25 protein-coding genes and 2 tRNA genes are annotated in these 22,059 nt (G+C 71.3%); 16 read left to right on the top strand and 11 right to left on the bottom strand.

Features of this window, described 5'->3' with window-relative positions; translation table 11 throughout:
• Nucleotides 1-15: 15 nt before the first annotated feature.
• Nucleotides 16-657, top strand: a complete 642-nt coding sequence (locus tag KUG38_RS14240) for a DUF4079 domain-containing protein (protein WP_286196072.1) — start codon at nt 16-18, stop codon at nt 655-657.
• Here KUG38_RS14240 and dusB read toward each other — a convergent pair.
• Nucleotides 614-1,669, bottom strand: a complete 1,056-nt coding sequence (gene dusB / locus KUG38_RS14235; protein ID WP_216922737.1) for a tRNA dihydrouridine synthase DusB — start codon at nt 1,667-1,669, stop codon at nt 614-616. The two genes, KUG38_RS14240 and dusB, sit on opposite strands and share 44 nt — an antisense overlap.
• Before the next feature lie 17 nt (nt 1,670-1,686).
• Here dusB and KUG38_RS14230 point away from each other — a divergent pair, with 17 nt between their 5' ends.
• The 7 genes from KUG38_RS14230 (at nt 1,687) to proC (ending at nt 7,055) form a co-directional block, all read left to right on the top strand.
• Nucleotides 1,687-2,196, top strand: a complete 510-nt coding sequence (locus tag KUG38_RS14230; RefSeq protein ID WP_286196067.1) for a DUF1823 family protein — start codon at nt 1,687-1,689, stop codon at nt 2,194-2,196.
• Between the two features lie 57 nt (nt 2,197-2,253).
• Nucleotides 2,254-3,618, top strand: a complete 1,365-nt coding sequence (der, locus tag KUG38_RS14225; protein WP_216922735.1) for a ribosome biogenesis GTPase Der — start codon at nt 2,254-2,256, stop codon at nt 3,616-3,618.
• A 50-nt stretch (nt 3,619-3,668) separates the two neighbouring features.
• Complete coding sequence (locus KUG38_RS14220; protein WP_216922734.1) at nt 3,669-4,619, top strand: CbiQ family ECF transporter T component; 951 nt, start codon at nt 3,669-3,671, stop codon at nt 4,617-4,619.
• A 22-nt stretch (nt 4,620-4,641) separates the two neighbouring features.
• On the top strand, nt 4,642-4,908 hold the full coding sequence (locus tag KUG38_RS14215) for a PipX family protein (RefSeq protein ID WP_015110514.1): 267 nt from the start codon (nt 4,642-4,644) through the stop codon (nt 4,906-4,908).
• On the top strand, nt 4,908-5,594 hold the full coding sequence (locus tag KUG38_RS14210; protein ID WP_216922732.1) for a YggS family pyridoxal phosphate-dependent enzyme: 687 nt from the start codon (nt 4,908-4,910) through the stop codon (nt 5,592-5,594). The genes KUG38_RS14215 and KUG38_RS14210 overlap by 1 nt, the downstream gene beginning before the upstream one ends.
• 74 nt (nt 5,595-5,668) lie before the next feature.
• Nucleotides 5,669-6,238 carry a cell division protein SepF gene (locus KUG38_RS14205; protein WP_094587238.1) on the top strand — a complete coding sequence of 190 codons (570 nt, stop codon included), beginning with the start codon at nt 5,669-5,671 and terminating at the stop codon, nt 6,236-6,238.
• Nucleotides 6,225-7,055 (top strand): pyrroline-5-carboxylate reductase, encoded by an 831-nt coding sequence (gene proC / locus KUG38_RS14200; protein ID WP_216922730.1) that lies wholly within the window; start codon nt 6,225-6,227, stop codon nt 7,053-7,055. The genes KUG38_RS14205 and proC overlap by 14 nt, the downstream gene beginning before the upstream one ends.
• 29 nt (nt 7,056-7,084) lie before the next feature.
• Here proC and plsY read toward each other — a convergent pair whose 3' ends face one another.
• From plsY to KUG38_RS14175, 5 genes are read right to left on the bottom strand one after another with little or no spacing between them, the layout of a single operon-like run.
• Entirely contained in the window at nt 7,085-7,720 is a 636-nt protein-coding gene (gene plsY, locus KUG38_RS14195; protein WP_216922728.1) for a glycerol-3-phosphate 1-O-acyltransferase PlsY, read from the bottom strand.
• Between the two features lie 20 nt (nt 7,721-7,740).
• Nucleotides 7,741-8,691: a DUF3086 domain-containing protein gene (locus tag KUG38_RS14190; RefSeq protein WP_216922726.1), complete on the bottom strand. Its 951-nt coding sequence runs from the start codon at nt 8,689-8,691 to the stop codon at nt 7,741-7,743.
• A 47-nt stretch (nt 8,692-8,738) separates the two neighbouring features.
• Nucleotides 8,739-9,209, bottom strand: coding sequence for a DUF3119 family protein (locus tag KUG38_RS14185; protein ID WP_216922724.1), 471 nt, complete (start codon nt 9,207-9,209; stop codon nt 8,739-8,741).
• Nucleotides 9,206-9,955: an MlaE family ABC transporter permease gene (locus KUG38_RS14180; RefSeq protein ID WP_094587228.1), complete on the bottom strand. Its 750-nt coding sequence runs from the start codon at nt 9,953-9,955 to the stop codon at nt 9,206-9,208. The genes KUG38_RS14185 and KUG38_RS14180 overlap by 4 nt, the downstream gene beginning before the upstream one ends.
• Nucleotides 9,952-11,391: an MFS transporter gene (locus tag KUG38_RS14175; RefSeq protein WP_216922722.1), complete on the bottom strand. Its 1,440-nt coding sequence runs from the start codon at nt 11,389-11,391 to the stop codon at nt 9,952-9,954. Before KUG38_RS14175 ends, KUG38_RS14180 begins: the two co-directional genes overlap by 4 nt.
• 147 nt (nt 11,392-11,538) lie before the next feature.
• On the opposite strand from KUG38_RS14175, the gene KUG38_RS14170 reads away from it, so the two are divergent.
• A tRNA-Gly gene (locus tag KUG38_RS14170) sits at nt 11,539-11,609 on the top strand.
• On the opposite strand, the gene KUG38_RS14165 is transcribed toward KUG38_RS14170, so the two are convergent.
• The gene (locus KUG38_RS14165) at nt 11,564-13,726 is read right to left on the bottom strand and encodes a glycogen debranching protein (RefSeq protein ID WP_216922756.1); all 2,163 of its coding nucleotides are present in this window, start codon (nt 13,724-13,726) and stop codon (nt 11,564-11,566) included. The genes KUG38_RS14170 and KUG38_RS14165 overlap by 46 nt on opposite strands.
• Nucleotides 13,727-13,795: 69 nt before the next feature.
• On the opposite strand from KUG38_RS14165, the gene KUG38_RS14160 reads away from it, so the two are divergent.
• From KUG38_RS14160 to KUG38_RS14135, 6 genes are all read left to right on the top strand, one after another.
• The gene (locus KUG38_RS14160; protein WP_216922720.1) at nt 13,796-14,599 is read left to right on the top strand and encodes an MBL fold metallo-hydrolase; all 804 of its coding nucleotides are present in this window, start codon (nt 13,796-13,798) and stop codon (nt 14,597-14,599) included.
• 147 nt (nt 14,600-14,746) lie between these two features.
• Nucleotides 14,747-15,022, top strand: a complete 276-nt coding sequence (locus KUG38_RS14155; RefSeq protein WP_015110525.1) for an HU family DNA-binding protein — start codon at nt 14,747-14,749, stop codon at nt 15,020-15,022.
• 56 nt (nt 15,023-15,078) lie between these two features.
• Nucleotides 15,079-16,044, top strand: coding sequence for a tRNA glutamyl-Q(34) synthetase GluQRS (gluQRS, locus tag KUG38_RS14150; RefSeq protein ID WP_216922754.1), 966 nt, complete (start codon nt 15,079-15,081; stop codon nt 16,042-16,044).
• A 420-nt stretch (nt 16,045-16,464) separates the two neighbouring features.
• Nucleotides 16,465-16,770: a lactate dehydrogenase gene (locus KUG38_RS14145; RefSeq protein WP_286196065.1), complete on the top strand. Its 306-nt coding sequence runs from the start codon at nt 16,465-16,467 to the stop codon at nt 16,768-16,770.
• 96 nt (nt 16,771-16,866) lie between these two features.
• Nucleotides 16,867-17,130: a hypothetical protein gene (locus KUG38_RS14140; RefSeq protein ID WP_094587222.1), complete on the top strand. Its 264-nt coding sequence runs from the start codon at nt 16,867-16,869 to the stop codon at nt 17,128-17,130.
• 149 nt (nt 17,131-17,279) lie between these two features.
• Nucleotides 17,280-17,648, top strand: a complete 369-nt coding sequence (locus KUG38_RS14135) for an AbrB family transcriptional regulator (RefSeq protein WP_094587220.1) — start codon at nt 17,280-17,282, stop codon at nt 17,646-17,648.
• Between the two features lie 4 nt (nt 17,649-17,652).
• On the opposite strand, the gene KUG38_RS14130 is transcribed toward KUG38_RS14135, so the two are convergent.
• On the bottom strand, nt 17,653-18,144 hold the full coding sequence (locus KUG38_RS14130; protein ID WP_216922718.1) for a hypothetical protein: 492 nt from the start codon (nt 18,142-18,144) through the stop codon (nt 17,653-17,655).
• 117 nt (nt 18,145-18,261) lie between these two features.
• A tRNA-Thr gene (locus KUG38_RS14125) sits at nt 18,262-18,333 on the bottom strand.
• A gap of 52 nt (nt 18,334-18,385) precedes the next feature.
• On the opposite strand from KUG38_RS14125, the gene KUG38_RS14120 reads away from it, so the two are divergent.
• Complete coding sequence (locus KUG38_RS14120) at nt 18,386-18,643, top strand: DUF3493 domain-containing protein (protein ID WP_216922716.1); 258 nt, start codon at nt 18,386-18,388, stop codon at nt 18,641-18,643.
• On the opposite strand, the gene KUG38_RS14115 is transcribed toward KUG38_RS14120, so the two are convergent.
• The gene (locus tag KUG38_RS14115; RefSeq protein WP_216922714.1) at nt 18,560-19,480 is read right to left on the bottom strand and encodes a low-complexity tail membrane protein; all 921 of its coding nucleotides are present in this window, start codon (nt 19,478-19,480) and stop codon (nt 18,560-18,562) included. The two genes, KUG38_RS14120 and KUG38_RS14115, sit on opposite strands and share 84 nt — an antisense overlap.
• Before the next feature lie 4 nt (nt 19,481-19,484).
• On the bottom strand, nt 19,485-22,059 hold a 2,575-nt coding region (gene infB / locus KUG38_RS14110; protein ID WP_216922712.1), incomplete at its 5' end, for a translation initiation factor IF-2.

The following is a 22,059-nucleotide window of genomic DNA, read 5'->3' as shown; positions in this document are numbered from 1 at the left end:
GCCCCGCCCTTGCCGATGCCTTCCGCCGGGATGACCGCCACCGACTGGTTCGCCCTGCTGCACCCGGTGCTGATCATCCTGTTCGTCTACCCGGTGGTGGGCGCCACCATCCGGCTCGGGATCCTGGCGCGGGAGCGCCGCCTCGACATCAACCCCCTGCCGCCGACGGTGGGGGTGGAGCACACCGACCATGGCCGCTGGGTGACCTCGGGCGTGGTCGTCGCGGTGCTGATCGCCATGGCGGCCACCTATGCCCGGGGGGGCGCCGTCGGCGGCGCCGGCACCGGCGTGGCCCTGCTGCTGGCCGGCGTGGGTTGTCTGGTGAGCTGCCTGGCCCTGTGGCGGGTGAAGGGGGCCTGGTTGCGGGCCGGCTTCGCCGTGATCTGCTGGTTGGGGCTGCTGACCCTGGGCAGCCAGCCGGCCCTGTGGAACCTGGGCCGCAGTCCCTTCGACGGGGGCGTTTGGGGGTCCCACTACTGGAGCGGCGTGCTGCTCTGCGGCTTGCTGCTGTTCGCCATGGCGGCGGCCCCCGAGACCCTGAGGTCCCCCCGGATGCGGCGGCTGCACGTCAGCGCCGCCTTCCTCACCGCCCTGCTGCTGGCGGTGCAGGCCATCAGCGGCAGCCGGGACCTGCTGGGCATGGCCCTGGGGCACTGACCTCCAGCTCCGCCTCCGCCCGATCCAGCAGGCCCAGTGCGCTCTCCAGGCTGGGGGCCACCATCAGCTCCCGGCGCAGCCGGGCGGCGCCGGCGAAGCCCTGGCAGGTCCAGCCCAGGTGCTTACGGGCGATCAGCAGCCCCTGATCGCCGCGGGCGGCCACCAGGGCCTCCAGGTGCTCCCTGGCCAGGGCGATCCGGTCGTGGCTATCCGGCTCGCTCGGCAGGGGCCGGCCGGCGAGGGCCGCGGCGATGCGCCCCACCAGCCAGGGGCGCCCCAGGGTGCCCCGCCCCACCATCACCCCGTCGGCGCCGGTGATCGCCAGGCAGCGCAGGGCGTCTTCCGGGCTGGTGATGTCGCCGTTGGCGATCAGGGGAATGCCCACGGCCGCCTTCACCCGCCCGATCGCGTCCCAGTCGGCTTGGCCTGAGAACCCCTGCTCCCGGGTGCGGCCGTGCAGGGTGAGGGCGCGGGCGCCGGCGTTCTGGAGGGCCAGGGCGAAGCCCACCGGATCGGCACTGGCCCCGCACCAGCCCAGTCGGGTCTTCACCGTCACCGGCACCCGCACCGCCGCCGCCACCGCCGCCACGATCCGCAGGGCCAGATCCGGTTGGCGCAGCAGGCCGCTGCCGCCCCCCTTGCGGGCGATCTTGCGCACCGGGCAGCCCATGTTGATGTCGATCAGCCAGGCCCCGGCGGCCTCGGCCCGGCGGGCTGCCTCGGCCATGGCGTCGGGCCGGTGGTCGAACAGCTGCACCCCGACGGGGCCGGGATCCTGATCGAGGGCCGCCATCTTGGCGCCGCCGTGGCCCAGTTCCAGGGCCGTGGCATTGACCATCTCCGTGAACAGGAGCGCCTCGGGCGCCCAGCGGCGCACCAGGGCGCGGAAGATCCCGTCGCTCACCCCCGCCAGGGGCGACTGCAGCACCCGGCAGGTGAGCAGCCTGTCGGTGCCGTTGCCGGCCAGGTGGAGGGGGCCGGTTGGGCAGGGATGGGGGGCGGGACTGGGCATGCTGGGGTCACTCTCGGATGCCAGACGCCGCCTTGGACGCTGCCGCCGCTCCCCCCTTGAAGCCCGATGGCGCCCCGGAACCCTTTCCCCTCAGCCGCGCCCTGCTGGAGCTGGTGCTGGAGGACCGCACCAGCGATCGCTTCGTCTGCCGGCTGATCTGGGAACGGCTGGGCTACCGCCCCGCCGCCGAGGGCCGCTGGCAGGCCGGGCCCGCCACCCCGCTGGCCTGGGCCGAGGCCTTTCCCGAGGCACCAGAGCTGATCGCCGAGCGGCCCGCGAGCGTGCGGCTCACCCGCTCGATCGCCCCCGAGCACAAACAGCTGCTCAAGCAGCAGCTGGGCTTCGCCGGGTACCGCATCGGTGGCCTCTATCCCCGCCGCACCCGGCGGGCCACGGCGGTGAACTGGTTGCTGGCCCACCTCGCTGAGCGGGGCGAGCCTCTGCCGGAAGCGGGCCCGCTTCCGGAGCTCCTGGATCCGCCCGAGGACCCGGTGGCCGGCCATCCCGGCGATCCCCCGGTGGGTTGAGGCGTCCGTGGCTCTGTAGGGTCTATGTAACGCATCCGTCGTAAGGAATAAGTCAGATTGGCGCTCCCCGTCGTCGCCGTGATCGGACGCCCCAACGTGGGCAAGTCCACGCTGGTCAACAGGCTCTGCCGCAGCCGTGAGGCCATCGTTCACGACCAGCCCGGTGTGACCCGGGACCGCACCTACCAGGAGGGTTTCTGGGGTGACCGCATCTTCCGGGTGGTGGACACCGGCGGCCTGGTGTTCGACGACGACAGCGAATTTCTGCCGGAAATCCGGGAGCAGGCCAACCTGGCCCTGGCCGAGGCGTCGGTGGCGGTGGTGATCGTCGACGGCCAGCAGGGGGTCACCGCCGCCGATGAATCGATCGCCGAGTGGCTGCGGGGCCACAACGTCCCCGTGCTGCTGGGGGTGAACAAGTGCGAGTCGCCTGATCAGGGCCTGGCCATGGCGGCGGACTTCTGGGGTCTGGGTCTGGGCGAGCCCCACCCGATCTCCGCCATCCACGGCGCCGGCACGGGCGATCTGCTCGACCGGGTGATCAGCTTCCTGCCGGCCACCACCGAGAGCGATGAGGCCGAGCCGATCCAGCTGGCGATCATCGGCCGTCCCAACGTGGGCAAGTCCAGCCTGCTGAATGCCATCTGCGGCGAGAACCGGGCCATCGTCAGTCCGATCCGCGGCACCACCCGCGACACGATCGACACCACGATCGAGCGGGAGGGCCACACCTGGAAGCTGCTGGACACCGCCGGCATCCGCCGGCGCCGCAGCGTCGACTACGGCCCGGAGTACTTCGGCATCACCCGCAGCTTCAAGGCGATCGAGCGCAGCGATGTCTGCGTGCTGGTGATCGATGCCCTCGACGGGGTCACCGAGCAGGACCAGCGCCTGGCGGGCCGCATCGAGGAGGACGGTCGCGCCTGTGCCGTGGTCGTCAACAAGTGGGACCTGATCGAGAAGGACAGCCACACCATGAGCGCCATGGAGAAGGAGCTGCGCGCCAAGCTCTACTTCCTTGACTGGGCGCCGATGCTGTTCACCTCCGCCGTCACCGGCCAGCGGGTGGAGAGCATCTTCGCCATCGCCGCGGTGGCGGTCGAGCAGCACCGCCGCCGGGTGAGCACCTCGGTGGTGAACGAGGTGCTGCAGGAGGCCCTGCGCTGGCGCTCGCCCCCCACCACCCGAGGCGGCCGCCAGGGCCGCCTCTACTACGGCACCCAGGTGGCGACCCGCCCGCCCAGCTTCACCCTGTTCGTCAACGAACCCAGGCTGTTCGGCGACACCTACCGCCGCTACGTCGAGCGCCAGATCCGCGAGGCCCTGGGCTTCGAGGGATCGCCGGTGCGGCTTTTCTGGCGCGGCAAGCAGCAGCGGGACGCGGAGAAGGAGCAGGCCCGCCACCAGAGCCGGGGCGGCTGAGGTCGATGGGGACGGCGATTCCAGGGGCGATCCAGGAGGGCCTGGCCTGAATGGACTGGTTGCGGCAGCTGCCGATCGGTCAGTACGTCGATGACGGCGAGGGCGGCGACGGCCGCGGCAGCTGGCTGCGGCGGCTCGATCCCCGTGTGAAGCTGGTCTGGACGGTGGCGTTCCTGGTGACGCCGATCCTGGCCGGACCCCTCTGGCTGTTGTCCCTGGTGGGGCTGCTGCTGCTGATCACCGCCGTCAGTGGCCTGCCCTGGCGCCTCTGGCGGCAGAGCCTGCCCCTGTTGATCGCCCTGGCGCTGCTGGTGGGCCTGCTGGCCGCCCTGCTGCCGGCAGGAGGGGGCGCACCGGCCAGCCTCCAGCGCCCGCCGGGGGAGCTGCGGCTGGTCCCCGGCCCCGCCGGCGCCCAGGCCCCGTCGCGGGCCGGCCTGTCCTGGGAACTGGTGCGCTGGGGCCCGGTGATGGCCGGGCCGCTGGAGCTGGGCCCCCTGGTGGTGACCCGCCGCTCCGCCGAACTCGGCATCAACGGCGCCACCCTGCTGTTCACCGTCATCCACAGCGCCAACCTGCTGCTGCTCTCCACCCCGCCCGAGGAGCTGGTCTGGACCATCGCCTGGTGGCTGGCCCCCCTGCGGGCCCTGGGCTGGCCCGTGGAGCGCCTGGGATTCACCCTGCTGCTGTCCCTGCGCTTCCTGCCCCTGGTGCAGGAGGAACTCCAGAACCTGCTGCGCTCGATCGCCACCCGGGCGGTGAATCTGCGCCGCCTGGGCTGGAAGGCCAGTCTGGGCCTGGTGCTGGCGGTGGGGGAGCGGCTGCTGGCCAACGTGCTGCTGCGCTCGGAACAGGGGGCCGAGGCCCTGATGGCGCGCGGCGGGATGTGGCTTCCCCCCGACCGCCTGCACCAGCCGGCCGCCACCCCCTCCGGCGCCAGCCTGGCGGCGGTGCTGGCCCTGGCGGCCCTGCTGGCGCTCCGCTGGAAAGTCGGTGCCCTTTAATGGCCCCAGCCTGCAGGGAGTCGTGAGCACGGAGCGCTATCTGAACCACCCGACCTTCGGGATGCTCTATCGGGTAGCGCCGGTGGCCGAGAGCCGCGATCTCTATGCCACGCTCTACGCCCAGCGGATCTTCTTTCTCGTCACCCTCCAGGAGCGTGGCGCCCATTTCGAGGTGATCCCCCTGATGGACGCCCGCCACTTCGCCGAGCAGAACCTGGCCCGCTGCCGGCGCGAGGGCCCCGAGGCCCAGGCCCGCTGGCGCCAGCTCTTCGACCAGACCTTCATCTGATGGCACAGGCGTCCCCCGCGGCGGCGGCGGCGTTCGGTTCCACCCTGGCGGAGCGGCTTTCGGCCCTCCAGGCGGCGTTGCCGGCCTCCACCCACCTGCTGGCGGTCTCGAAGGGCCATCCGGCCGAACGGGTGCGCCAGGCCGCGGCCCTGGGCCAGCGGAGCTTCGGGGAGAGCCGGCTGCAGGAGGCCATCGCCAAGCAGGACGCCCTGGGCGACCTGCCGGACCTCGACTGGCACTTCATCGGCCGGCTCCAGGCCAACAAGGCCCGCGCCGTGTTGCGCCGCTTCGGCACCATCCATTCCGTCGACAGCCTGGAGCTGGCCGAGCGATTGCAGCGCATCGCCGCCGAAGAGGGCCTGGCCCCGGGGATCCTGCTGCAGGTGAAGTTCCGCCCCGATCCGGCCAAGACCGGCTTCGAACCGGACGACGTGCGGGCCCTGGGGGCCGACCTGGGGCGTCTGGCGCCCTTGCGCTGCCTCGGTCTGATGACCATCGCCCCCCTGGGACTCACCCCCGGGGAGCGGCTGGAACTGTTCAGGGAGTGCCGCGCCCTGGCCGATGCCCTGGGGCTGCCGGACTGTTCGATGGGGATGAGCGGCGACTGGCGCGACGCCGTGGCGGCGGGCAGCACCTGGGTGCGCCTCGGCAGTGTTCTGTTCGGAAGTCGCCCAATCCAGCCATGAATGGGCGCTGGGATCTTGCCGGCTCGGATGTGGGACGCTATTCAAGGCCAAGCATCCTTCCCGAGGTCGACTCCGTGTCGTTGTTCTCCCGCCTGCGTGCCGTCGTCTCCGGTGACGACTATCTCGATGGCGACTTCGACGACGAACTCGACTACGACCCCGGCGACACCACGACGGCCGCGACCACTTCCACGGCCGGCAGAAACACCGGAGCCCTCGCTCTGAGCACCGATTTCTCCAGCGATGATCCCTTCGCCGGAACCAACGTCATCGGCATGCCCGGCATCACCAGCGCCGTGGCCGAGGTGTGCCTGATGGAGCCGCGCAGCTTCGACGAGATGCCCCGTGCGATTCAGGCTCTCCGGGAGCGCAAGACCGTCATCCTCAACCTCACGATGATGGAGCCGGACCAGGCCCAGCGGGCCGTGGATTTCGTCGCCGGCGGCACCTTCGCCATCGACGGTCACCAGGAACGGGTGGGCGAGAGCATCTTCCTGTTCGCCCCCAGCTGCGTCACGGTGACCACCGCGGGCGGTGAGGAAGCCGCCTCCCCCACGGTGGTCTCCGGGCGCACCGGCCCCGTCGACGACCAGCAGGAGGCTGCCCCCAGCCCCGCCTGGGGCCGTTCGGATGCCATGGTCTGACACCGTCGGCGTGGTGGGCCTGGGCCGGATGGCCCGGGCCCTGCTGCTGCCGCTTCTCGACGCCGGCCTGCTCGAGCGCTCCGCCGTCCGGGCGGCGGTGGCCAGTGAGGCTTCCGCCCGGCGGCTGGGCGACGAACTGGGGATCCAGGTCTCGACAGATCCCGCCCCGGCCTGGGCCGCGCCCGTGGTTCTGCTGGCCGTGAAGCCCCAGCAGATCGAAGCGGTGGCCCCCGCGGCGACCGAAGCCCTGGCAGAGGCCCTGGCGGCCGCCCCCTCCGGTGGCCAGCCGCTGCTGATCTCCGTGCTGGCGGGGGTGACCCTGGCGCGGCTGCAGGCCCTGTTTCCGGGACGGGCCTGCGTGCGGGCCGTGCCCAACACCCCTGCCCTGGTGCGGGCCGGACTCACGGGGCTGAGCTGGGGCGAGGGCGTCGGCGAGGCCAGGCGCGAGCAGGTGCGCCGGTTGTTCGCCGAGGTGGGTGAGGTGCTCGACCTGCCGGAGCCCCAGCTCGATCCCTTCCTGGCCCTCACCTCCTCCGGTCCCGCCTTCCTGGCCCTGGTGGCCGAATCGATGGCCGACGGGGCGGTGGCGGGGGGGCTGCCCCGCCCGTTGGCCATGCACCTGGCCCACCGCACCATGGCGGGCACGGCGGCACTGCTGCAGGGGCAGGAGCTCCACCCCGGCCAGCTCAAGGACATGGTGACCAGCCCCGCTGGTACGACGGCCGCCGGGCTGCGCCAGCTGGAGCGGGCCGGACTGCGCTCGGCCCTGATCGAGGCCGTGCTGGCCGCGACGGAGCGCAGCCGCCAGCTGGCCTGAACGAGGCCCTTCGGCCGCTCAGCCAGCCGTCAGCTGCGGCCGGCCCCGAGGCGCGGTTCGGTGCCGGCCATCAGTCGCTGCAGGTTGCTGCGGTGCCGCCAGAGCACCAGCGCCGTGGTGAGCAGGGCCAGGCTCAGGTAGGCCGGCCGCAGGCCGTCGGCGCCGAAGGAGCCCAGCATCAGCAGGGGCAGCGACAGGGCCGCCACCACGCTGGAGAGCGACACGATGCGGCTGAGGGTCAGCGTGGTGAGGAAGATGCCGAAACAGGCCAGTCCCACGGGCCAGGTCAGCCCCAGCAGCATGCCCAGGCCGGTGGCCACCGCCTTGCCCCCTTTCCAGCCCAGCCACAGGGGCCAGATGTGGCCGGCCAGGGCCGCCAGGCCCGCCGCCACCACCCCCCAGTCGCTGATGGCGCTGAAACCGAGGGGCTGCAGCACCGCCTTGGCCAGCAGCACCGCGACGGTTCCCTTGAGCACGTCCAGCAGGAACACCACCAGGGCCGGCCCCTTGCCCAGCACCCGCAGCACGTTGGTGGCACCGGTGGAGCCGGAGCCTTCCTGGCGCAGGTCGATGCCGGCGAGCCAGTGGCCCGCGAGCCAGCCGAAGGGAATCGAGCCCAGCAGGTAGCCCGCCGGCAGCACGAGCAGATCGGGGAGGAAGGCCATGGCAGGAGAGGTCGGGTGGGTCAGTAGAGATCGGCTTCGGCGTCGATCTCCCCGGGGCCGGCGGCGAAGGCCAGCCAGAGGGGGAACTGCAGGATCGGAATCTCGATCACCTGCTCGGCCGCGTCGATCACGATGAAGGGCAGCTCCCCCCGTTCCTCGAGGCGGTCGGCCCGCTCGATCAGGGCATCGGCCCGCTCGAACAGCACGATGCCGCTGGCGGGGCCGAAATCGTCGCGGCTCAGCCCGAGGCAGTCCTGCAGTCCCCGGCGCCATTCGCCGAGGCGCTCCGGCTGGCTGGCCAGCACCAGGGTCTGGAAGCGCTCGCCGTAGAGCTCCCCCAGGATCGCGATCGCCGCCGCCGCCGCCAGGGCATTGCGGCTGCGGCTGCCACCGCTGGGCTGGGCGCCCCGGCCGCCCTGGGAGAGGAACCAGTCCTCAAGCCGGGTGGCGGCGGAGCGCTCCAGGGTGCGGCGCAGTTTCCAGGGATCGGCGTAGAAGTCGGGCTGGCCGCCGAACTGCTCCAGCCGCTCCCGGACCAGGTCCGCATCGTCACGGAACAGGCCCGCGGCGGCGGGGGCCACGGCGGTCTCCGGGGCGCCGCCGGTCTCGGCGCCGGGCGCCGCCTGGTCGAGGGGGGAGGGCTGCACCACCAGCGGCTGCACCACCAGCTCCATCTGCTCGGCGGCGGCGGCCAGATCCTGCAGGGCCCCCACCAGGTAGTCCTGGAAGCCCTTGAGCCGCCGGGCGATCGCATCCGACTGGCCGGCGAAGCTGCCGGCGATCTCCTGGCGGATCTGCTCCCGGCGGGTCTCCAACTCGCCGATCTCCCCCAGGAGTTCGGCACGGCGCTGCCGCAGTTCCGTCAGGGCCAGCTCCAGCAGCCCATCGGTCCCGGGACCGGCCGAGGCGGGGGTGGTTGCCGGGGTGGGTTCGGCAGGGGTGATGGCGGGGGGGTCGGGGTGGTCGCTCATGGCAGGCGGGGGGGCAAGGCGGCGAGGGGCTCAGGCGGGATGCGTGTTCACGGGGACCCGGGTTGAGGGGGAGCGGGCTCAGGGGGCGACGGGGGCGGCAGACGCCGCTCCAGTTCCTCCCGCAGGGCCGTGGCGTCGAAGAGCATCGGCAGCAGGTGGATGCTCTTCTGCTCCCGGAAATAGAACAGCACCGGCAGGGCCGGCCACCAGACCCGCCAGCCGATCCATGCGTCGTAGGGGAAGCGGCGGATCACGGTGTCACCGCGGGACACCAGCAGGGCGTCGGCCGCGAAGCGGAGCCGCAGCAGGGCCGTCTGCAGCAGCAGGAACAGCCCCATGATCCCCATCGCCAGGGCCGGCCAGAGCGCGGCGCTCCACAGGGGCCGCAGGCCAAGGACGGCGCCCGCCAGCGCCAGCAGCCCGAGCGGCACCCAGGCCCGGGGGCTGAGCACCACCGCGTCCGCGTCGCTGCCGCCGGGGGCGGCGCTGGCCGGAGGGGGGGAGGGGGCGAAGGTCATTGGCCGAAGAGCAACTGGGTGAGCAGCACGTCCACCAGGGCGACGCTGACGAGAATCATGACCACCGCGCCGGTGGTGCTGGCGCCCACCTCCTTGGGCCCCCCCCGGGTGGTGAGCCCCCAGCCGCAGGCGATGACGGCGATCATCAGGCCGAAGACCACGGCCTTGAGCAGCATCGAGGGCAGGTCGTCGGGTTCCATCCAGACCCGCACCGAGTTCCAGAAGACGGAGGGAGGAATGCTGTACAGCAGGGTGCTGCTCACCTGGCCCGACCAGATCGCCATCCAGAAGAACAGCAGGCACTGCACCGGCGCCATCACCACCATGGCCAGCACCCGCGGCACCACGAGGTACTCCACCGGGTCGGTGCGCAGCATCGTGATGGCGTCGATCTGCTCGGTCACCTTCATGGTGCCCAGCTGGGCGGCGTAGGCGGTGGCCACCTTGCCGGTGAGCAGGGTCGCCGTGAGCAGGGGGGCGATCTCCCGTGAGAGGCCCAGGGCGAGCAGCCCCCCCACGGCGGCGCTGGCCCCCTGCTTGGAGAGTTCGGCCGCCACCTGGATGTTGAACACCGTGCCGGCCGCCAGGGCCGTGATCAGCACGATCAGGAAGCTGCCCGGTCCGGCCTCCAGCAGTTCCTGGACCAGGTCGACCATGCCGATGCGGCCGCGGGCGATGGCGCTCACGGCCTGACCGCCGATCATCAGGCTGGCGCCCAGCCGCTGCAGCCAGCGCGGCGCCTTCATGGCGCCGAGGGCGTCAGGGTCTCCGGCTCGGGGCCCCGCTCCGGCCAGCGGCGCATCACCACCAGGCCCAGCACCACCAGCAGCGCCGGGATCAGGCCCATGCACATCCGGATCGCCAGCAGGGCGCTGTCCGGCTGCAGGATTCCCTTGGCCGCCTGGTAGCCGCTCAGGCTCATCAGGTTGCCGAAGAAGAACAGGGCCAGGCTGATGCAGATCTTCTGGGTGAACACCATCCAGGCGCTGTAAAGGCCTGCGGGCTTCTCCGGATCGGCATCGATGGCATCCGGCAGCAGGGCCCAGGGGATCAGGTAGGCGGTGGAGGCCCCCAGGCCGACGATCAGGATCGTTACCACCAGGGCGGTGAGACGCACCAGGTTGGTGGCTGAGGCGGTGGGGCCGATGGCGGCATCGAGGGGCACCAGCAGCATCGCCATCACACAGGCGGCGATCCAGAGGGCGGTGCCCCAGTGCAGGGCCGTCAGGCGACCGCGATGGCGGGCGATGGCGGTCCAGAGCTGGAGCCCCACCAGGGTGCTGACCTGGAACGGCAGCAGGATCCAGTTGCTCCAGCCCTCCGGCAGCCGCATCACCACCGGCAGGAAGATCAGCGCCGCCGTCTGCATGATCTGCAGGGCGCACCAGAGCAGCAGGTACAACCCCAGGACCATCTGGAAGCGGCCGTTGCTGCCCACCCGGGCCAGGAGCCGCCGGGTGGTGCCCCGCTGACTGGTGGGCCGCTGGCAGTGCCGCGCCGCCGGGGCGATGCCCCAGCCGCAGAGCAGGGTGGAGCAGGTGATCAGCACCCCCGAGAAGATCCCCACCTGCAGGTAGCTGTCGGGGTTCTGGTGATCCTTGAGCAGCACGCCCCCCAGCACGATCCCCACCAGGCCGGCGATGATCGATCCGGTGAAGCGGGCGCTGTTGAGCCGGGTGCGCAGGTTGACGCTGGTGGTCAGTTCCGCCGCCAGGGCGGAGTAGGGCAGGTTGACGCAGGTGTAGAGGGTGTTGGCCACCATCGAGATCGCCACGAACACGGCGAACCGGACCCAGAGCCCCCCAGGCGGCAGCCACCACATCAGGGCCATGGCAAAGCCGAGCGGAACGGCGCTGCCCAGGATCCAGGGCAGCCGGGGCCCCCAGGAGCTGCGGGTCTTGTCGCTCAACCAGCCAACGATCGGGTCGTTGATGGCATCCCAGAGCCGGGCCGTCATCAGCACCAGCCCGGCCATCCAGGCCGGCAGCCCCGCCGCCGAGGTGTAGAAGATGAAGAGGTAGAAACCGATCAGGGAGGCCGCCATGCCGGTGCCGGCGTCCCCCATGCCGTAGGCCAGCAGCACCCTGCGGCGTTCACCGGCGGGAAGGTCCGCCGTATCCACCACACCCGACGGCAGGCCCGGCGCTGCCGGTGGCGGGGAGGACGGTGTGGGGGTGGTCAAACCTGGAGGGGCTCCGGTGGTGGTCGTCCGGTTGTGATCGTCCGGTGGAGGTCGGCCGCAGCAGGTCGGCCGGTGCAGGTCATAATGCTGCAGCCGGTTCCAGGGAGCCAGTTCCAGGGAACCAGCCGCCAGTACTTCTGTACTGCTGCGGGCGTAGTTTAGTGGTAAAACCTCAGCCTTCCAAGCTGATGATGCGGGTTCGATTCCCGCCGCCCGCTTGCTCCTCCTCCGGAGTCCCCACGGCAGGCCCAGCCTGAGCTTCCGTGTCCTCCAGCAGCGGGGTCGCCACCAGCAGCATCAGGCTGCGGCTCTCCAGGGGCGCCGTCGGCAGCAGCCAGGGATCGGCTTTCGCCGGCAGGTCGTGGTCGCCCGGGATGGCCGTGTCGATGACCCGCCGCCAGCCGGCGGCCTGGGCCGGCAGCTGGAACTGCATCGGCTGGTAGTAGGCGTTCATGCCGCACCAGAGCAGGGGGCCGAGGCTGGCGTCATGCAGGCTCCAGGCCAGACAGTGGGACCAGCTGGCCCAGTCGGGCTTGCCCAGCTCGAGGCCGTGCCACTCCCGCCAGAGGGGCAGGCTGCCGGCGCCCCGGGCCGGGCCGGCAGGGGCCGGGGCCAGGGGCAGCTCCTGGTTGAGCAGGGGGGCAAGCCGCTGGCGCAGCTGGATCAGGCGCCGCAGGAAGCGGCGCAGGGCCATGTCACCGGCGTCCGGCTGCCAGTGCATCCACCCCAGGGGGTTGTTCTGGCACCAGGTGTTGTTGTTGCCCCCCTGGCTGCGGCGCACCTCATCGCCCATCAGCAGCATCGGCACCCCGGGGGCCAGCAGCAGGGAGGCCAGCAGGTTGCGCAGCTGCCGGTCCCGCAGGCCGTTCACGCCGGCGTCGCTGCAGGGACCCTCCACGCCGTGGTTCCAGCTGTTGTTGTGGTTGTCGCCGTCGCGGTCGTTCTCGCCGTTGGCCAGGTTGTGCTTGCGGTCGAAGCTGACCAGGTCCGCCAGGGTGAAGCCGTCGTGGGCGGTGAGGAAGTTGATCGTGCGGCCCACCGGAGAGGGCTGGCCGTTGAACAGATCCGGATTGCCTGACAGGCGCTGACTCAGGCTCCAGGTGGTGCGGTCGTCCCCCTTCCAGAAGCGGCGCACGTCGTCGCGGAAGCGGCCGTTCCAGCTGGCCACCCGCCGGGCCGGGAAGTCGGCGAGCCGGTAGAGGCCGCCGCAGTCCCAGGGTTCGCTCACCACCTTCAGATCGCTGAGATCGGGATCCGCCTCCATCTCCTCGAACAGGGGGGGCGCATCGAGGGGGGCCAGGGCCTCGCCCCGGGTCAGGGCGATGCCGAGGTCAAAGCGGAAACCATCGATGCCCAGCTCCGTGCTCCAGCAGCGCAGGGACTCGAGGATCAGGCGCCGCACCAGGGGGCGGTTGGCGGCGATGGTGTTGCCGCAACCACTGACGTCGAGGTAGTCGCCCCTGGCCGTCTGGTGGTAGTAAAGGGCGTCGCCGAAGCCCCGCCAGCTCAGGGTGGGGCCCTCCTGGTTGCCCTCGCTGGTGTGGTTGTAGACCACATCCAGAATCACTTCCAGGCCGGCCTGGTGGCAGGCGGTCACCAGCTGGCGCACCTCGTGGCGGCCCTGCAGCGGGTCGCCGTCGACCAGATAGGCCGGATGGGGCGCCATCCAGCTCACGGGGCTGTAGCCCCAGTGGTTGAACCGCCCGGCGGGGGCGTCCTGGGGATCGAAGGCCATCACCGGCAGCAGTTCGATCGCCGTCACCCCCATCTCCTGGAGGTAGGGCAGGGTGTCGATCAGCCCCAGGAGGGTGCCCTGGCGTTCCGCCGGCACCGGGCAGCCCGTGCCCTGGGTGAAACCGCCCACGTGCAGTTCGTAGATGACGCTCTTCTGCCAGGTATGGCGAGGGCGGGGGGCGGCATCGAAGTCGAACCGGTCCCGCTCGGTGACCACCCCCTTGAGGCAGGCGGAGGCGTTGGGGACGGCGCCGACGGCGGCGCCCCGCTGGTAGACGTCCCAGCCGGTGATCGCCCTGGCGCAGGGATCGAGCAGCACCTTGGAGGGGTTGAAGCCATGGCTCCCGGCCTGGATCGGGCCGAACACCCGGTAGCCGTAGCAGCAGCCGATGCCGAGCCCTTCCACTTCCACATGCCAGTGCTCACCCGAGCGGTGGCCGGGGTCGAGTTCGATCACCTCCAGGGGCTCCCGGGCGGCCCCGTCCGCGAAGATCAGCAGCTCGATGCGGGTGGCCAGGGGGGCCACCACGGAGAAGTTGACGCCCCGGCGGGTGACGGAGGCCCCCAGTGGCCAGGGATGTCCGATCCGGGTCGCCGACAAATCACTGGCCTGGGTTCCGCCCAGGCTACGCCGGGCCTCCGGAAGCTGCCGCAGGGGTTCAATGGGGCGATGAACCCTTCCCCCGCCGCCCTGCTGCCGTCCGAGGAGGGCCGTCCGCCCCTGCCGGTCCGGCCGGGGCTGTGGCTGTTCGCCCCCAGCCGCGAGAGCCAGGGGGGCAGCGCCTGGCTGCTGGAGGCTGCCGGCGCCGACCTGCTGATCGACTGCCCCGCCTACACCCGGGCCAACCTGCGCTTCCTGGCCGACCGCCCCCGCCATCGGACGGCGGGGAACGGGCCGCCCCGGGCCTGGATCGTGCTCACCGGCCGCGGCGGCCACGGCCGCTGCCGCCGCCTGCAGCAGGCCCTGGGATGGCCGGTTCTCGTCCAGGACCAGGAGGCCTACCTCCTGCCCGGTGTGGATCCGCTGCACACCTTTGCTGATGAGCACCAGCTGGAGCCCGATGTGCGGCTGCTCTGGACGCCGGGGCCCTCCCCGGGCGCCTGCGTCGTGCATGTCGCCCCAGCGGCGGGGGACGGCCTGGGCGGCCTGTTCTCTGGCCGTCTGCTGGTTCCGGTGGCGCCGGCCCGCGTCGCGCCCCTGCGGCAGCGGGGCACGTTCCACTGGGGGCGCCAGCTTCGCAGCGTCGAGCGTCTGCGCCGCTGGCTGCCGCCCGGCTCCCCCGGCTGGATCGCCAGCGGCGCCGGACTGGGGGCCCTGAGGGGGCCGAAGCTGGTGGAGCAGGGTGGCGCCCTGCTGGGGGACCTGGATCTGGAGTCCCTGACGCTGCAGCCCCCGGGGGGCGGGCTGGAAGTCGTCCCATTTACCACGGAACACCCCACTGCGGGCCCCCCGCCCCCCAAACCGCTGTCATGAGTGGACTTCTCCTGTTGCGGCCCTGACGCAACGCCCATACGATTGGCGCGCTGAACGCACCGGGCGGTCGGGGACTTCCGATTCGCCTCCACCACTCGACGACCCGAACCCCGCCATCGCCACCTACCCGGAGGCTTCCCCCGAACAATGAACAAAGCTGATCTCGTCAACATCGTCGCTGCCCGCACGGAGCTCACCAAGACCGACGTCTCCCTCGTCGTCGATGCCGCCATCGAAACCATCGTCGATTCGGTGGTCGAGGGCAAGAAGGTGTCCATCCTCGGTTTCGGCTCCTTCGAACCCCGTGAACGGTCTGCCCGTCAGGGTCTGAATCCCAAGACCGGCGAGAAGATCAAGATCCCCGCCAAGCGCGTGCCCGCCTTCACCGCCGGCAAGCTCTTCAAGGACAAGGTCCAGGGCTGATCCCCAGAGGCCGCACTCCGGCCATGGCGACGGCCTCAGGGGCTTCCACCTCTCCCCTGCGGCTGCCCCTCCATCTCCAGGACCGCCTTGCCGCGGGTCTGGAGCTCAGGCGGCAGGGCTATCGCACCCGTTTCGCGCCCTCTCCCACCGGTCCCCTGCACCGGGGCAACCTCCGCACCGCCCTGCTCGGCTGGCTCGAAGCCCGGCTGAGGGGCGGTGTTTGGCTGTTGCGCATCGATGATCTCGACGGGCCCCGCAATCGGCCGGGCGCCGAGGTCTCGATCCTCGACGACCTCCGTTGGCTCGGTCTGCACTGGGATGGTCCCGTGGCCCGGCAGAGCGACCACCGCGGCATCTACGCCACCGTTCTCTCGGCCCTGCGCCAGGCCGGACGGCTCTATCCCTGCCGCTGCAGCAGGCGGCTGCTGGCCGATGTTTCCGCGCCCCACGGGGCGCTGGCGGTGTATCCGGGCTACTGCCGGAATCGCCCGCCCCTGTGGGGCCCCCAGGCCGGGCGGCTGCCCAGCTGGCGGCTGCACCTGGAGCCCGGCGCCCTGCGCTGGCAGGAACGCTGCGGGTCCGCAGGCGGTCAGGACGGCCCCGCCGAGGTGGGGGACGTCGTGCTGCGCAGGGCCGACGGGGTGGTGGCCTACCACCTGGCCACAGCCGTGGATGAGCTGCTGATGGGCATCAGCGAGGTGGTGCGGGGGGAGGACCTCTGGCCCTCCACCGGGGCCCAGGTGGCCGTCATGGCCGCCCTAGGCGCCGACCCGCCGTCCTATGCCCATGTGCCCCTGTGGCGGGATGGCCAGGGGGAGCGGCTGAGCAAGCGGGAGGGGGCCGAGGGGCTGGCTGGTCTGCGGCGCGGGGGCCTGGATGCCCCCGGGGTGATCGGGGCCCTGGCCGCCAGCCTCGACCTGGTGCCGCCGGGCAGCCGGCTCAGTGCCCGGGAACTGGCGGACGGCCTGAGCCTCGAGGGCCTGCAGGGTTGCCTGCGCCGGGGGCAGGGCGCCAAGACTTAAGGAAGATTTCGGGATCCAGGGGGTCTGGGCGAGGCACAGTGAGGAGATGAAAACAAACTCCTGCGAACCGGCCATGGCTGCCCAGGTTCCTGCCCCCGTGTCGAGGGGCCAGTCCCTCGGTCAGAGCCGATGTCCCCAGTGCGGCGGCAGCGGCCTGCTGCGCATCGATGATCAGCGTTACCGCACCTGCCTCGACTGCCTCGGCCAGGGCCGCTCCCCGGCCATGGGGGGCGAAGGGATCCTCTTCCGGATGGTCACTTCGAGGTCCGTTTCTTCCGCCAGATGAAGAAAGCGGCGGTGGCCACCACCACGGCCAGGGGCGCCGCCGTCAGCAGCAGCAGGATCACGGCCGTCCAGTCGGTGTACATCGGTGCGGGTGTTGAAGCGGTGCCATCATCCCAGCAGATGCCCCCTCCGGTGATGGCCGACGCTCCCCAGCCCAGCGACGTTTCCCGGCCCTGCTTCGGACTCCGGTTGGGCTCCCTGGCCGGCCTCCTGCTGCTCGTCCTGGCGGGGGGAGCGGGCGGGGCACTGGCGAACGTGCAGTTCGAGAATTGCGTGACCGGCGCCGATGGTTCGATCACCTGCGACACGGTGCCCACCGGCAACACCCTGATGAATGACGTGGACGCCCGCTACGGGTTGCTGCAGAACGCCAGTCCCGGCTGGAGTGAATTCGAGCCCTACGAGGGCTATGACGATGACTTCGGTGGCAATGAGACATGAGCGGCCGGAACGGTCAGGTTGCAACGACATGTGGCGCCCCCTCGCGGCCAGCGGGTCCTCTGGAGTAGCTCAGAAGGGTCACTCACGGGGGTTGTGATGCATTTCTGGGCGCCCGAGATCGATCCGGCCCATCCCCTGGAATGCACCCAGGCCGAGCGCTATGTGCTGCAGCGTCTCTCGGACGGTTCCTACGTCTCCATCCGTCCCGACGACCAGGGCCTCGGGGACGTGAGCGAACCGACCTCGGCCTATCTCTTCCATACCCACGAGGCGGCCGTGCGCGCCGCCGGTGAACTCAATCGCCTCGGTGGCGACGACTTCGACGTGGTCAAGGTGGAGTGGCCCATCGCCCTCTGCTGAAGCCGCCATGGGTTGGTGTTGGTTCGTGGCATCAATCGGCAGGGCGCCAAGGGACGAGCGTCATCGGCTCTGCGTCATCGGCAGATCCTGCAATGGCGACAAGCGACGAAACCTTTATAGTGTGAGTCGAAAGGTCTTTCCTACTTCCGATGCTTACCGGATCTGATCTCCTGGCCAAGGTCAAGGAACTGGGCGATGTCTCGAAATCCGATCTGGTGCGTGGTTGCGGCTACGTCAGCACCAAGAAGGACGGGGCGGAACGTCTGAATTTCACGGCCTTTTACGAGGCTCTGCTGGAAGCCAAGGGCGTCAGCCTGGGCGAAGGCGGTGGCAAGGGTGCCTCCAAAGGTGGCCGCAAACTCAGCTACGTGGCCACCGTCCAGGGCAACGGCAATCTTCTGGTGGGCAAGGCCTACACCGCCATGCTCGATCTGCAGCCCGGCGATGAATTCGAGATCAAGCTCGGCCGTAAGCAGATTCGCCTGATTCCCGCCGGCTCCACCGAAGACGACGACTGAAGCTTCAGCCCGTCCCGGCGGGTGACGGCCGTTTTCTCTGGCGATCGCAGGCCACCAGGAACGCCGTCACCCGTTCGCCCCAGTTCACCACCACCAGCAGGTTTCGGGGTGATCGCGCGAACCCCTGCTGCGACAGCACGGCGAACTGGTTGAGGTCGTCGTGGCTGACCAGGGGTCGCTGACCCTCCAGGCCCTCCCAGGCGCCCAGGAAGGTTTCCCCCTCGATGGCGCGGCAGCGGGCATAGGCCTCGCCCACGTCGACCCCCTGGCGCCGCAGTCGCACGAAGGCATCCAGATCCGGCCCGAGATGCTCGATCCAGCGCCCCAGCTCCCCGACGGCCACCACCTGGCTGCGGTCCTGGCCTGCGGCCCTCAGCAGCAGGGCCGTCGTCGCCAGCGACCATGCGGTTTCCTCCAGCAGCCGTTCGGCGGCCTGGCAGAGGGCCCCGTGGTGGCTCTCCAGGAGCCGTTCATGCCGGGCCTTCAGATCATCCATGGCCGTTCAGGGCAGCGCAGGAGTGGCCAACGATGGTGGGGAGATCCCTTCGTCGCAAGCAGACGGGTCGGAAGCCTCAGAACCGCCGGCTGGCAACGGGAGCGAGGGGAGCGAAGAAGCCGGTGATCGGATTTGAACCGACGACCTACTGATTACGAATCAGTTGCTCTACCCCTGAGCTACACCGGCATCGGCCAAGAAATTAGCATTCGTCGGATCACCACCTGCTGGGCACCACGCCATGGGATCCGACCCGAACAGATCCCTGGATCCGGCGCTGCGCCAGCGTCTGCTCAACGAAGCGAGGACGCCCTGGCGGGGGCTCAGGCGGGCCCTCTGGTTCGCCCTGGTGGCCTCCGCCGGGCTTGGTCTGGCCACGATGGCCATGCGGGCCTCCGCCGGTTCGGAGGTGGCCTCAGCCGATCTCCTGATCCAGGTCGGCGCCTTCGGCCTCTTCGGGGGGCTGCTCTGGTTCGACCGCAACCGACTCGACGGCTGAGGGCTCGGCAACCGGGGGCTCGGCGTCTGGGGACTCCGAAGATGGGACCTCGGTGTCTGGGGACTCCGAAGCCGGGAGCTCGACGGCTGGGCTCGGGGGCGACGCTGGTGGTGCCTCGGGCGCCTGGGTATCCGGTGGCGCCTCAGGGATCTGTGCTTCCGGTGGCCGTTCGGGTTCCACTGGCGGCTCGGCTGCGGGGGTGTTCCGCGCTTCGTCTGGCGGCGTTGCTTCGGGCGGCGCCACCGCCTCGGCCAGCTTCAGGGGCTCGGGCAGCAGCAGGGGCAGGCCCAGGCAGAGGCGCTGCTGCTCCAGTTCCTCCAGGCTGAGGGGGCGGGTGGCGGCCACGACCTCGGGGCTGCGGCTCAGCAGCCACAGGGACTGGATCAGCTGCTGCCACTGCCACAGCATCACCACCAGCAGCAGGGCCGCCAGCAGCAGGGCCACCAGGCGCGGGCAGGAGGCGAAGGGGGTGAGGGGCGCGGCCACGGCGGCATGGCCATCGATCCACCACAGCAGGGGCAGGGCGAGGGCGGCGCCGCCGGCGGTGGCCAGGGCCAGCCCCGGGGCCGCCTGGAGCCGGCTGAGCCGCCGCTGCAGCTCCCGGCGGCCCCGCAGCGGCGTCTGCAGCAGCAGCAGCGACCAGACGTCGGCGGGACGGCGGGCCAGAAGCAGGGAGGGGGCCAGGGCGCCGATCGCCCAGCAGAGCAGCCGTTCCAGGCCCGGCAGGGGGCCGGGGTCGCTGCCGGCCAGCACCAGCAGCAGCAGCAGGGCCTCGAGCGGCAGCACCCCGAGGGCGATCAGCTGGAGCCAGAGCAGCGGCTCGCCGCGGGGCGTCACGGGATCAGGTGCTGAGGGTCCGGCGCTGGGTGACCAGCTTGAAGGCCTCGACCCGATCCTTCTCCTGCCAGCCGGTGAATCGATCGCAGCCGATGCCGCACTCGAAGCCGGTGGCCACCTCCTTGACGTCGTCCTTGTTGCGCCGCAGCGAGTCGAGGTCGCCTTCGTAGACGAGCTCCTTGCCGCGGTGGACGCGGATGCGGCAGTTGCGCTGCAGCTTGCCGTTGGTGACGTAACAACCGGCCACGGCGCTCTTGCCGATCGTGAACACGGCCCGCACCTCCGCCTCGCCCAGGCTCTCCTCCACCATCTCCGGCTCCAGCAGGCCCTCCATGGCCATCTGGATGTCCTCGAGGAGCTTGTAGATGACGTCGTAATCGCGCACATCCACCCCGGTGGCATCGGCGGCGCGCTTGGCACCGGAGGCCATCGAGGTGTTGAAGCCCACGATCACGGCGCCCGAGGCGGCCGCCAGGTCGACGTCCGTTTCGGTGATCTCGCCCGGTGCCGACAGCAGCACCCGCACCTGAACCTCCTCCTGGGGCAACTGCTCGAGGGATCCGAGGATCGCCTCGACGCTGCCCTGGACATCGGCCTTGAGGATCAGGTTGAGCTCCTTGAGCTCGCCTTCGCTGGCCTGGCCCGACATCGACGCCAGGGACACCCTTCGGGAGGCCATCTGCTGGGCCAGGCGGGTGGCCCGGGCCTCGGTGGCCCGGTCGCCGACGACCGCCCGGGCGCTCTTCTCATCGGCGTAGACCTCGAACTCGTCGCCGGCGGTGGGCACTTCGCTGAAGCCCAGGGCCTCCACGGCGCTGGAGGGGCCGGCCTGCTTCACCCGCTTGCCGGTGTCGTCGACCATCGCCCGCACCTTGCCGAGGATCGGACCGGCCGCCAGCACGTCGCCGGCCTTGAGGGTGCCGTTCTGGATCAGCAGGGTGGCCACCGGACCCTTGGCCTTGTCGAGGTGGGCCTCGATCACCGTGCCGCGGGCCATCCGGTCGGGGTTGGCCTGCAGGTCCTCCACTTCGGTGACCAGCAGGATCATCTCCAGCAGCTTGTCGATGTTCTCCCCCTTGATGGCGCTCACGGGGACCATGACGGTGTTGCCGCCCCAGTCCTCGGCCACCAGATCGAGACCGGAGAGCTCCTGCTTGACCCGGTCGGGCTGGGCCCCTTCCTTGTCGATCTTGTTGATCGCCACCACGATCGGCACCTCGGCGGCGCGGGCGTGGCTGATCGCCTCCAGGGTCTGGGGACGGACGCCGTCATCGGCGGCCACCACCAGCACCGCCACGTCGGTGACCTTGGTGCCGCGGGCCCGCATGGCGGTGAACGCCTCGTGGCCCGGGGTGTCGAGGAAGGTGATCTTGCGGTGCTCGTCGCCGTGGGGCACATCGACCTGGTAAGCGCCGATGTGCTGGGTGATGCCGCCGGCTTCCCCGGCCGCCACGCGGGTCTTGCGGATGGCGTCGAGCAGGCTCGTCTTGCCGTGGTCGACGTGGCCCATCACGGTCACCACGGGCGGGCGCCGGATCAGGTGCGCCCTGTCGCTCTCCTCGATCATCTCCACGGTCTTCTTGGCCGCGGCCTCGACGTCGTCCTCGAGGACGGGCACGCCGAACTCCTCGGCCACCGTCTCGATCGTGTGCAGGTCGAGGGTCTGGGTGACAGTGGCGCTGATCCCCTTGAAGAACAGGGATTTGATGATCTCGGAGCTCTCCACGCCGAGGCGGTCGGCCAGCTCCTGCACCGTGAGGTTGCCTTCCGGCACGATCAGCATCTCGGGCCGCTGGGCCTTGGCCTCGCGGGAGGCCCGCAGCTCCATGGCCCGGCGCCGCTGGCGCTGGCGGGTGGTCTCCTTCTTGCGCTTGCGCACCGCCACGGTGGGCTTGGCAGCGGTGCCAGGAGCGGAGCGGGGCTTGGCCGGGCGGGCCAGGCTGGCCTGGAGCACCAGGGCTTCCTGCTCGCCGGCGTAGCCGCCGGTTTCGGCGGTGAGGGCATCATCGTTTTCGCCGATGATGTGCACCTTCTGGCGCTGTTTCTGGGGCGTGCGGCTGCGCAGGGCCTCGAGCTTGGCGCTGTCGTCCCAGTCCGGGCGCCGGGCGCCGGGGGCGCGGGCACCCGCCGGGGTGGGCGGCCGGAAGCCGGGGCGACGGGGCGCGGCCGGCGGGGTGGCGGTGGGGCGCGTCACGCCCTCCGTCTCACCACCGGCCTCGGTGCCGCCCTCGCTGCGGTCGGGCCGACGCGGCGGCGGAGCGGTGGGGCGACCGGTGGGCTTCTGGAGCTGCATCAACTCGCCGGGGGCCATCGGCTTGCGCATCCCCGCAGGGATGCCCGGGCGGCCGGGGGCCGCCGGACGGCCCGGGGCCGAGGTGCCGGGACCCGCCGAGTCGCGGCGGATCGGCTTGCCGACCAGTTCGAGCGGGGTGGGGCCGGGCCGTCCTGGGGCCGAGCCGGCCCTGGCGCCGGCGCTGCCGGGACGGATCGGTGCCGGGGCACCGGGCCGTTGGGGCCGGGCCGAGGGTGGGGCGGGCCGGCTGCTGGTGGGGCCGCCCGGGCCGGGCTGGGGCCGCCCG

The organism is Synechococcus sp. CCAP 1479/9 (genome assembly GCF_019038535.1).
Taxonomy (GTDB): domain Bacteria; phylum Cyanobacteriota; class Cyanobacteriia; order PCC-6307; family Cyanobiaceae; genus Cyanobium.
This window is presented reverse-complemented; position numbering and strand designations above follow the sequence as displayed.

What these genes read in the sequence shown, in the direction of transcription:
- KUG38_RS14240 (WP_286196072.1), top strand. Translation starts at nt 16, where the DNA reads ATGCCTTCCGCCGGGATGACCGCCACCGACTGGTTCGCCCTGCTGCAC.
- dusB (WP_216922737.1), bottom strand. Translation starts at nt 1,669, where the DNA reads ATGCCCAGTCCCGCCCCCCATCCCTGCCCAACCGGCCCCCTCCACCTG.
- KUG38_RS14230 (WP_286196067.1), top strand. Translation starts at nt 1,687, where the DNA reads ATGCCAGACGCCGCCTTGGACGCTGCCGCCGCTCCCCCCTTGAAGCCC.
- KUG38_RS14220 (WP_216922734.1), top strand. Translation starts at nt 3,669, where the DNA reads ATGGACTGGTTGCGGCAGCTGCCGATCGGTCAGTACGTCGATGACGGC.
- KUG38_RS14210 (WP_216922732.1), top strand. Translation starts at nt 4,908, where the DNA reads ATGGCACAGGCGTCCCCCGCGGCGGCGGCGGCGTTCGGTTCCACCCTG.
- proC (WP_216922730.1), top strand. Translation starts at nt 6,225, where the DNA reads ATGCCATGGTCTGACACCGTCGGCGTGGTGGGCCTGGGCCGGATGGCC.
- plsY (WP_216922728.1), bottom strand. Translation starts at nt 7,720, where the DNA reads ATGGCCTTCCTCCCCGATCTGCTCGTGCTGCCGGCGGGCTACCTGCTG.
- KUG38_RS14190 (WP_216922726.1), bottom strand. Translation starts at nt 8,691, where the DNA reads ATGAGCGACCACCCCGACCCCCCCGCCATCACCCCTGCCGAACCCACC.
- KUG38_RS14185 (WP_216922724.1), bottom strand. Translation starts at nt 9,209, where the DNA reads ATGACCTTCGCCCCCTCCCCCCCTCCGGCCAGCGCCGCCCCCGGCGGC.
- KUG38_RS14180 (WP_094587228.1), bottom strand. Translation starts at nt 9,955, where the DNA reads ATGAAGGCGCCGCGCTGGCTGCAGCGGCTGGGCGCCAGCCTGATGATC.
- KUG38_RS14160 (WP_216922720.1), top strand. Translation starts at nt 13,796, where the DNA reads ATGAACCCTTCCCCCGCCGCCCTGCTGCCGTCCGAGGAGGGCCGTCCG.
- KUG38_RS14155 (WP_015110525.1), top strand. Translation starts at nt 14,747, where the DNA reads ATGAACAAAGCTGATCTCGTCAACATCGTCGCTGCCCGCACGGAGCTC.
- KUG38_RS14145 (WP_286196065.1), top strand. Translation starts at nt 16,465, where the DNA reads ATGGCCGACGCTCCCCAGCCCAGCGACGTTTCCCGGCCCTGCTTCGGA.
- KUG38_RS14140 (WP_094587222.1), top strand. Translation starts at nt 16,867, where the DNA reads ATGCATTTCTGGGCGCCCGAGATCGATCCGGCCCATCCCCTGGAATGC.
- KUG38_RS14135 (WP_094587220.1), top strand. Translation starts at nt 17,280, where the DNA reads ATGCTTACCGGATCTGATCTCCTGGCCAAGGTCAAGGAACTGGGCGAT.
- KUG38_RS14130 (WP_216922718.1), bottom strand. Translation starts at nt 18,144, where the DNA reads ATGGATGATCTGAAGGCCCGGCATGAACGGCTCCTGGAGAGCCACCAC.
- KUG38_RS14120 (WP_216922716.1), top strand. Translation starts at nt 18,386, where the DNA reads ATGGGATCCGACCCGAACAGATCCCTGGATCCGGCGCTGCGCCAGCGT.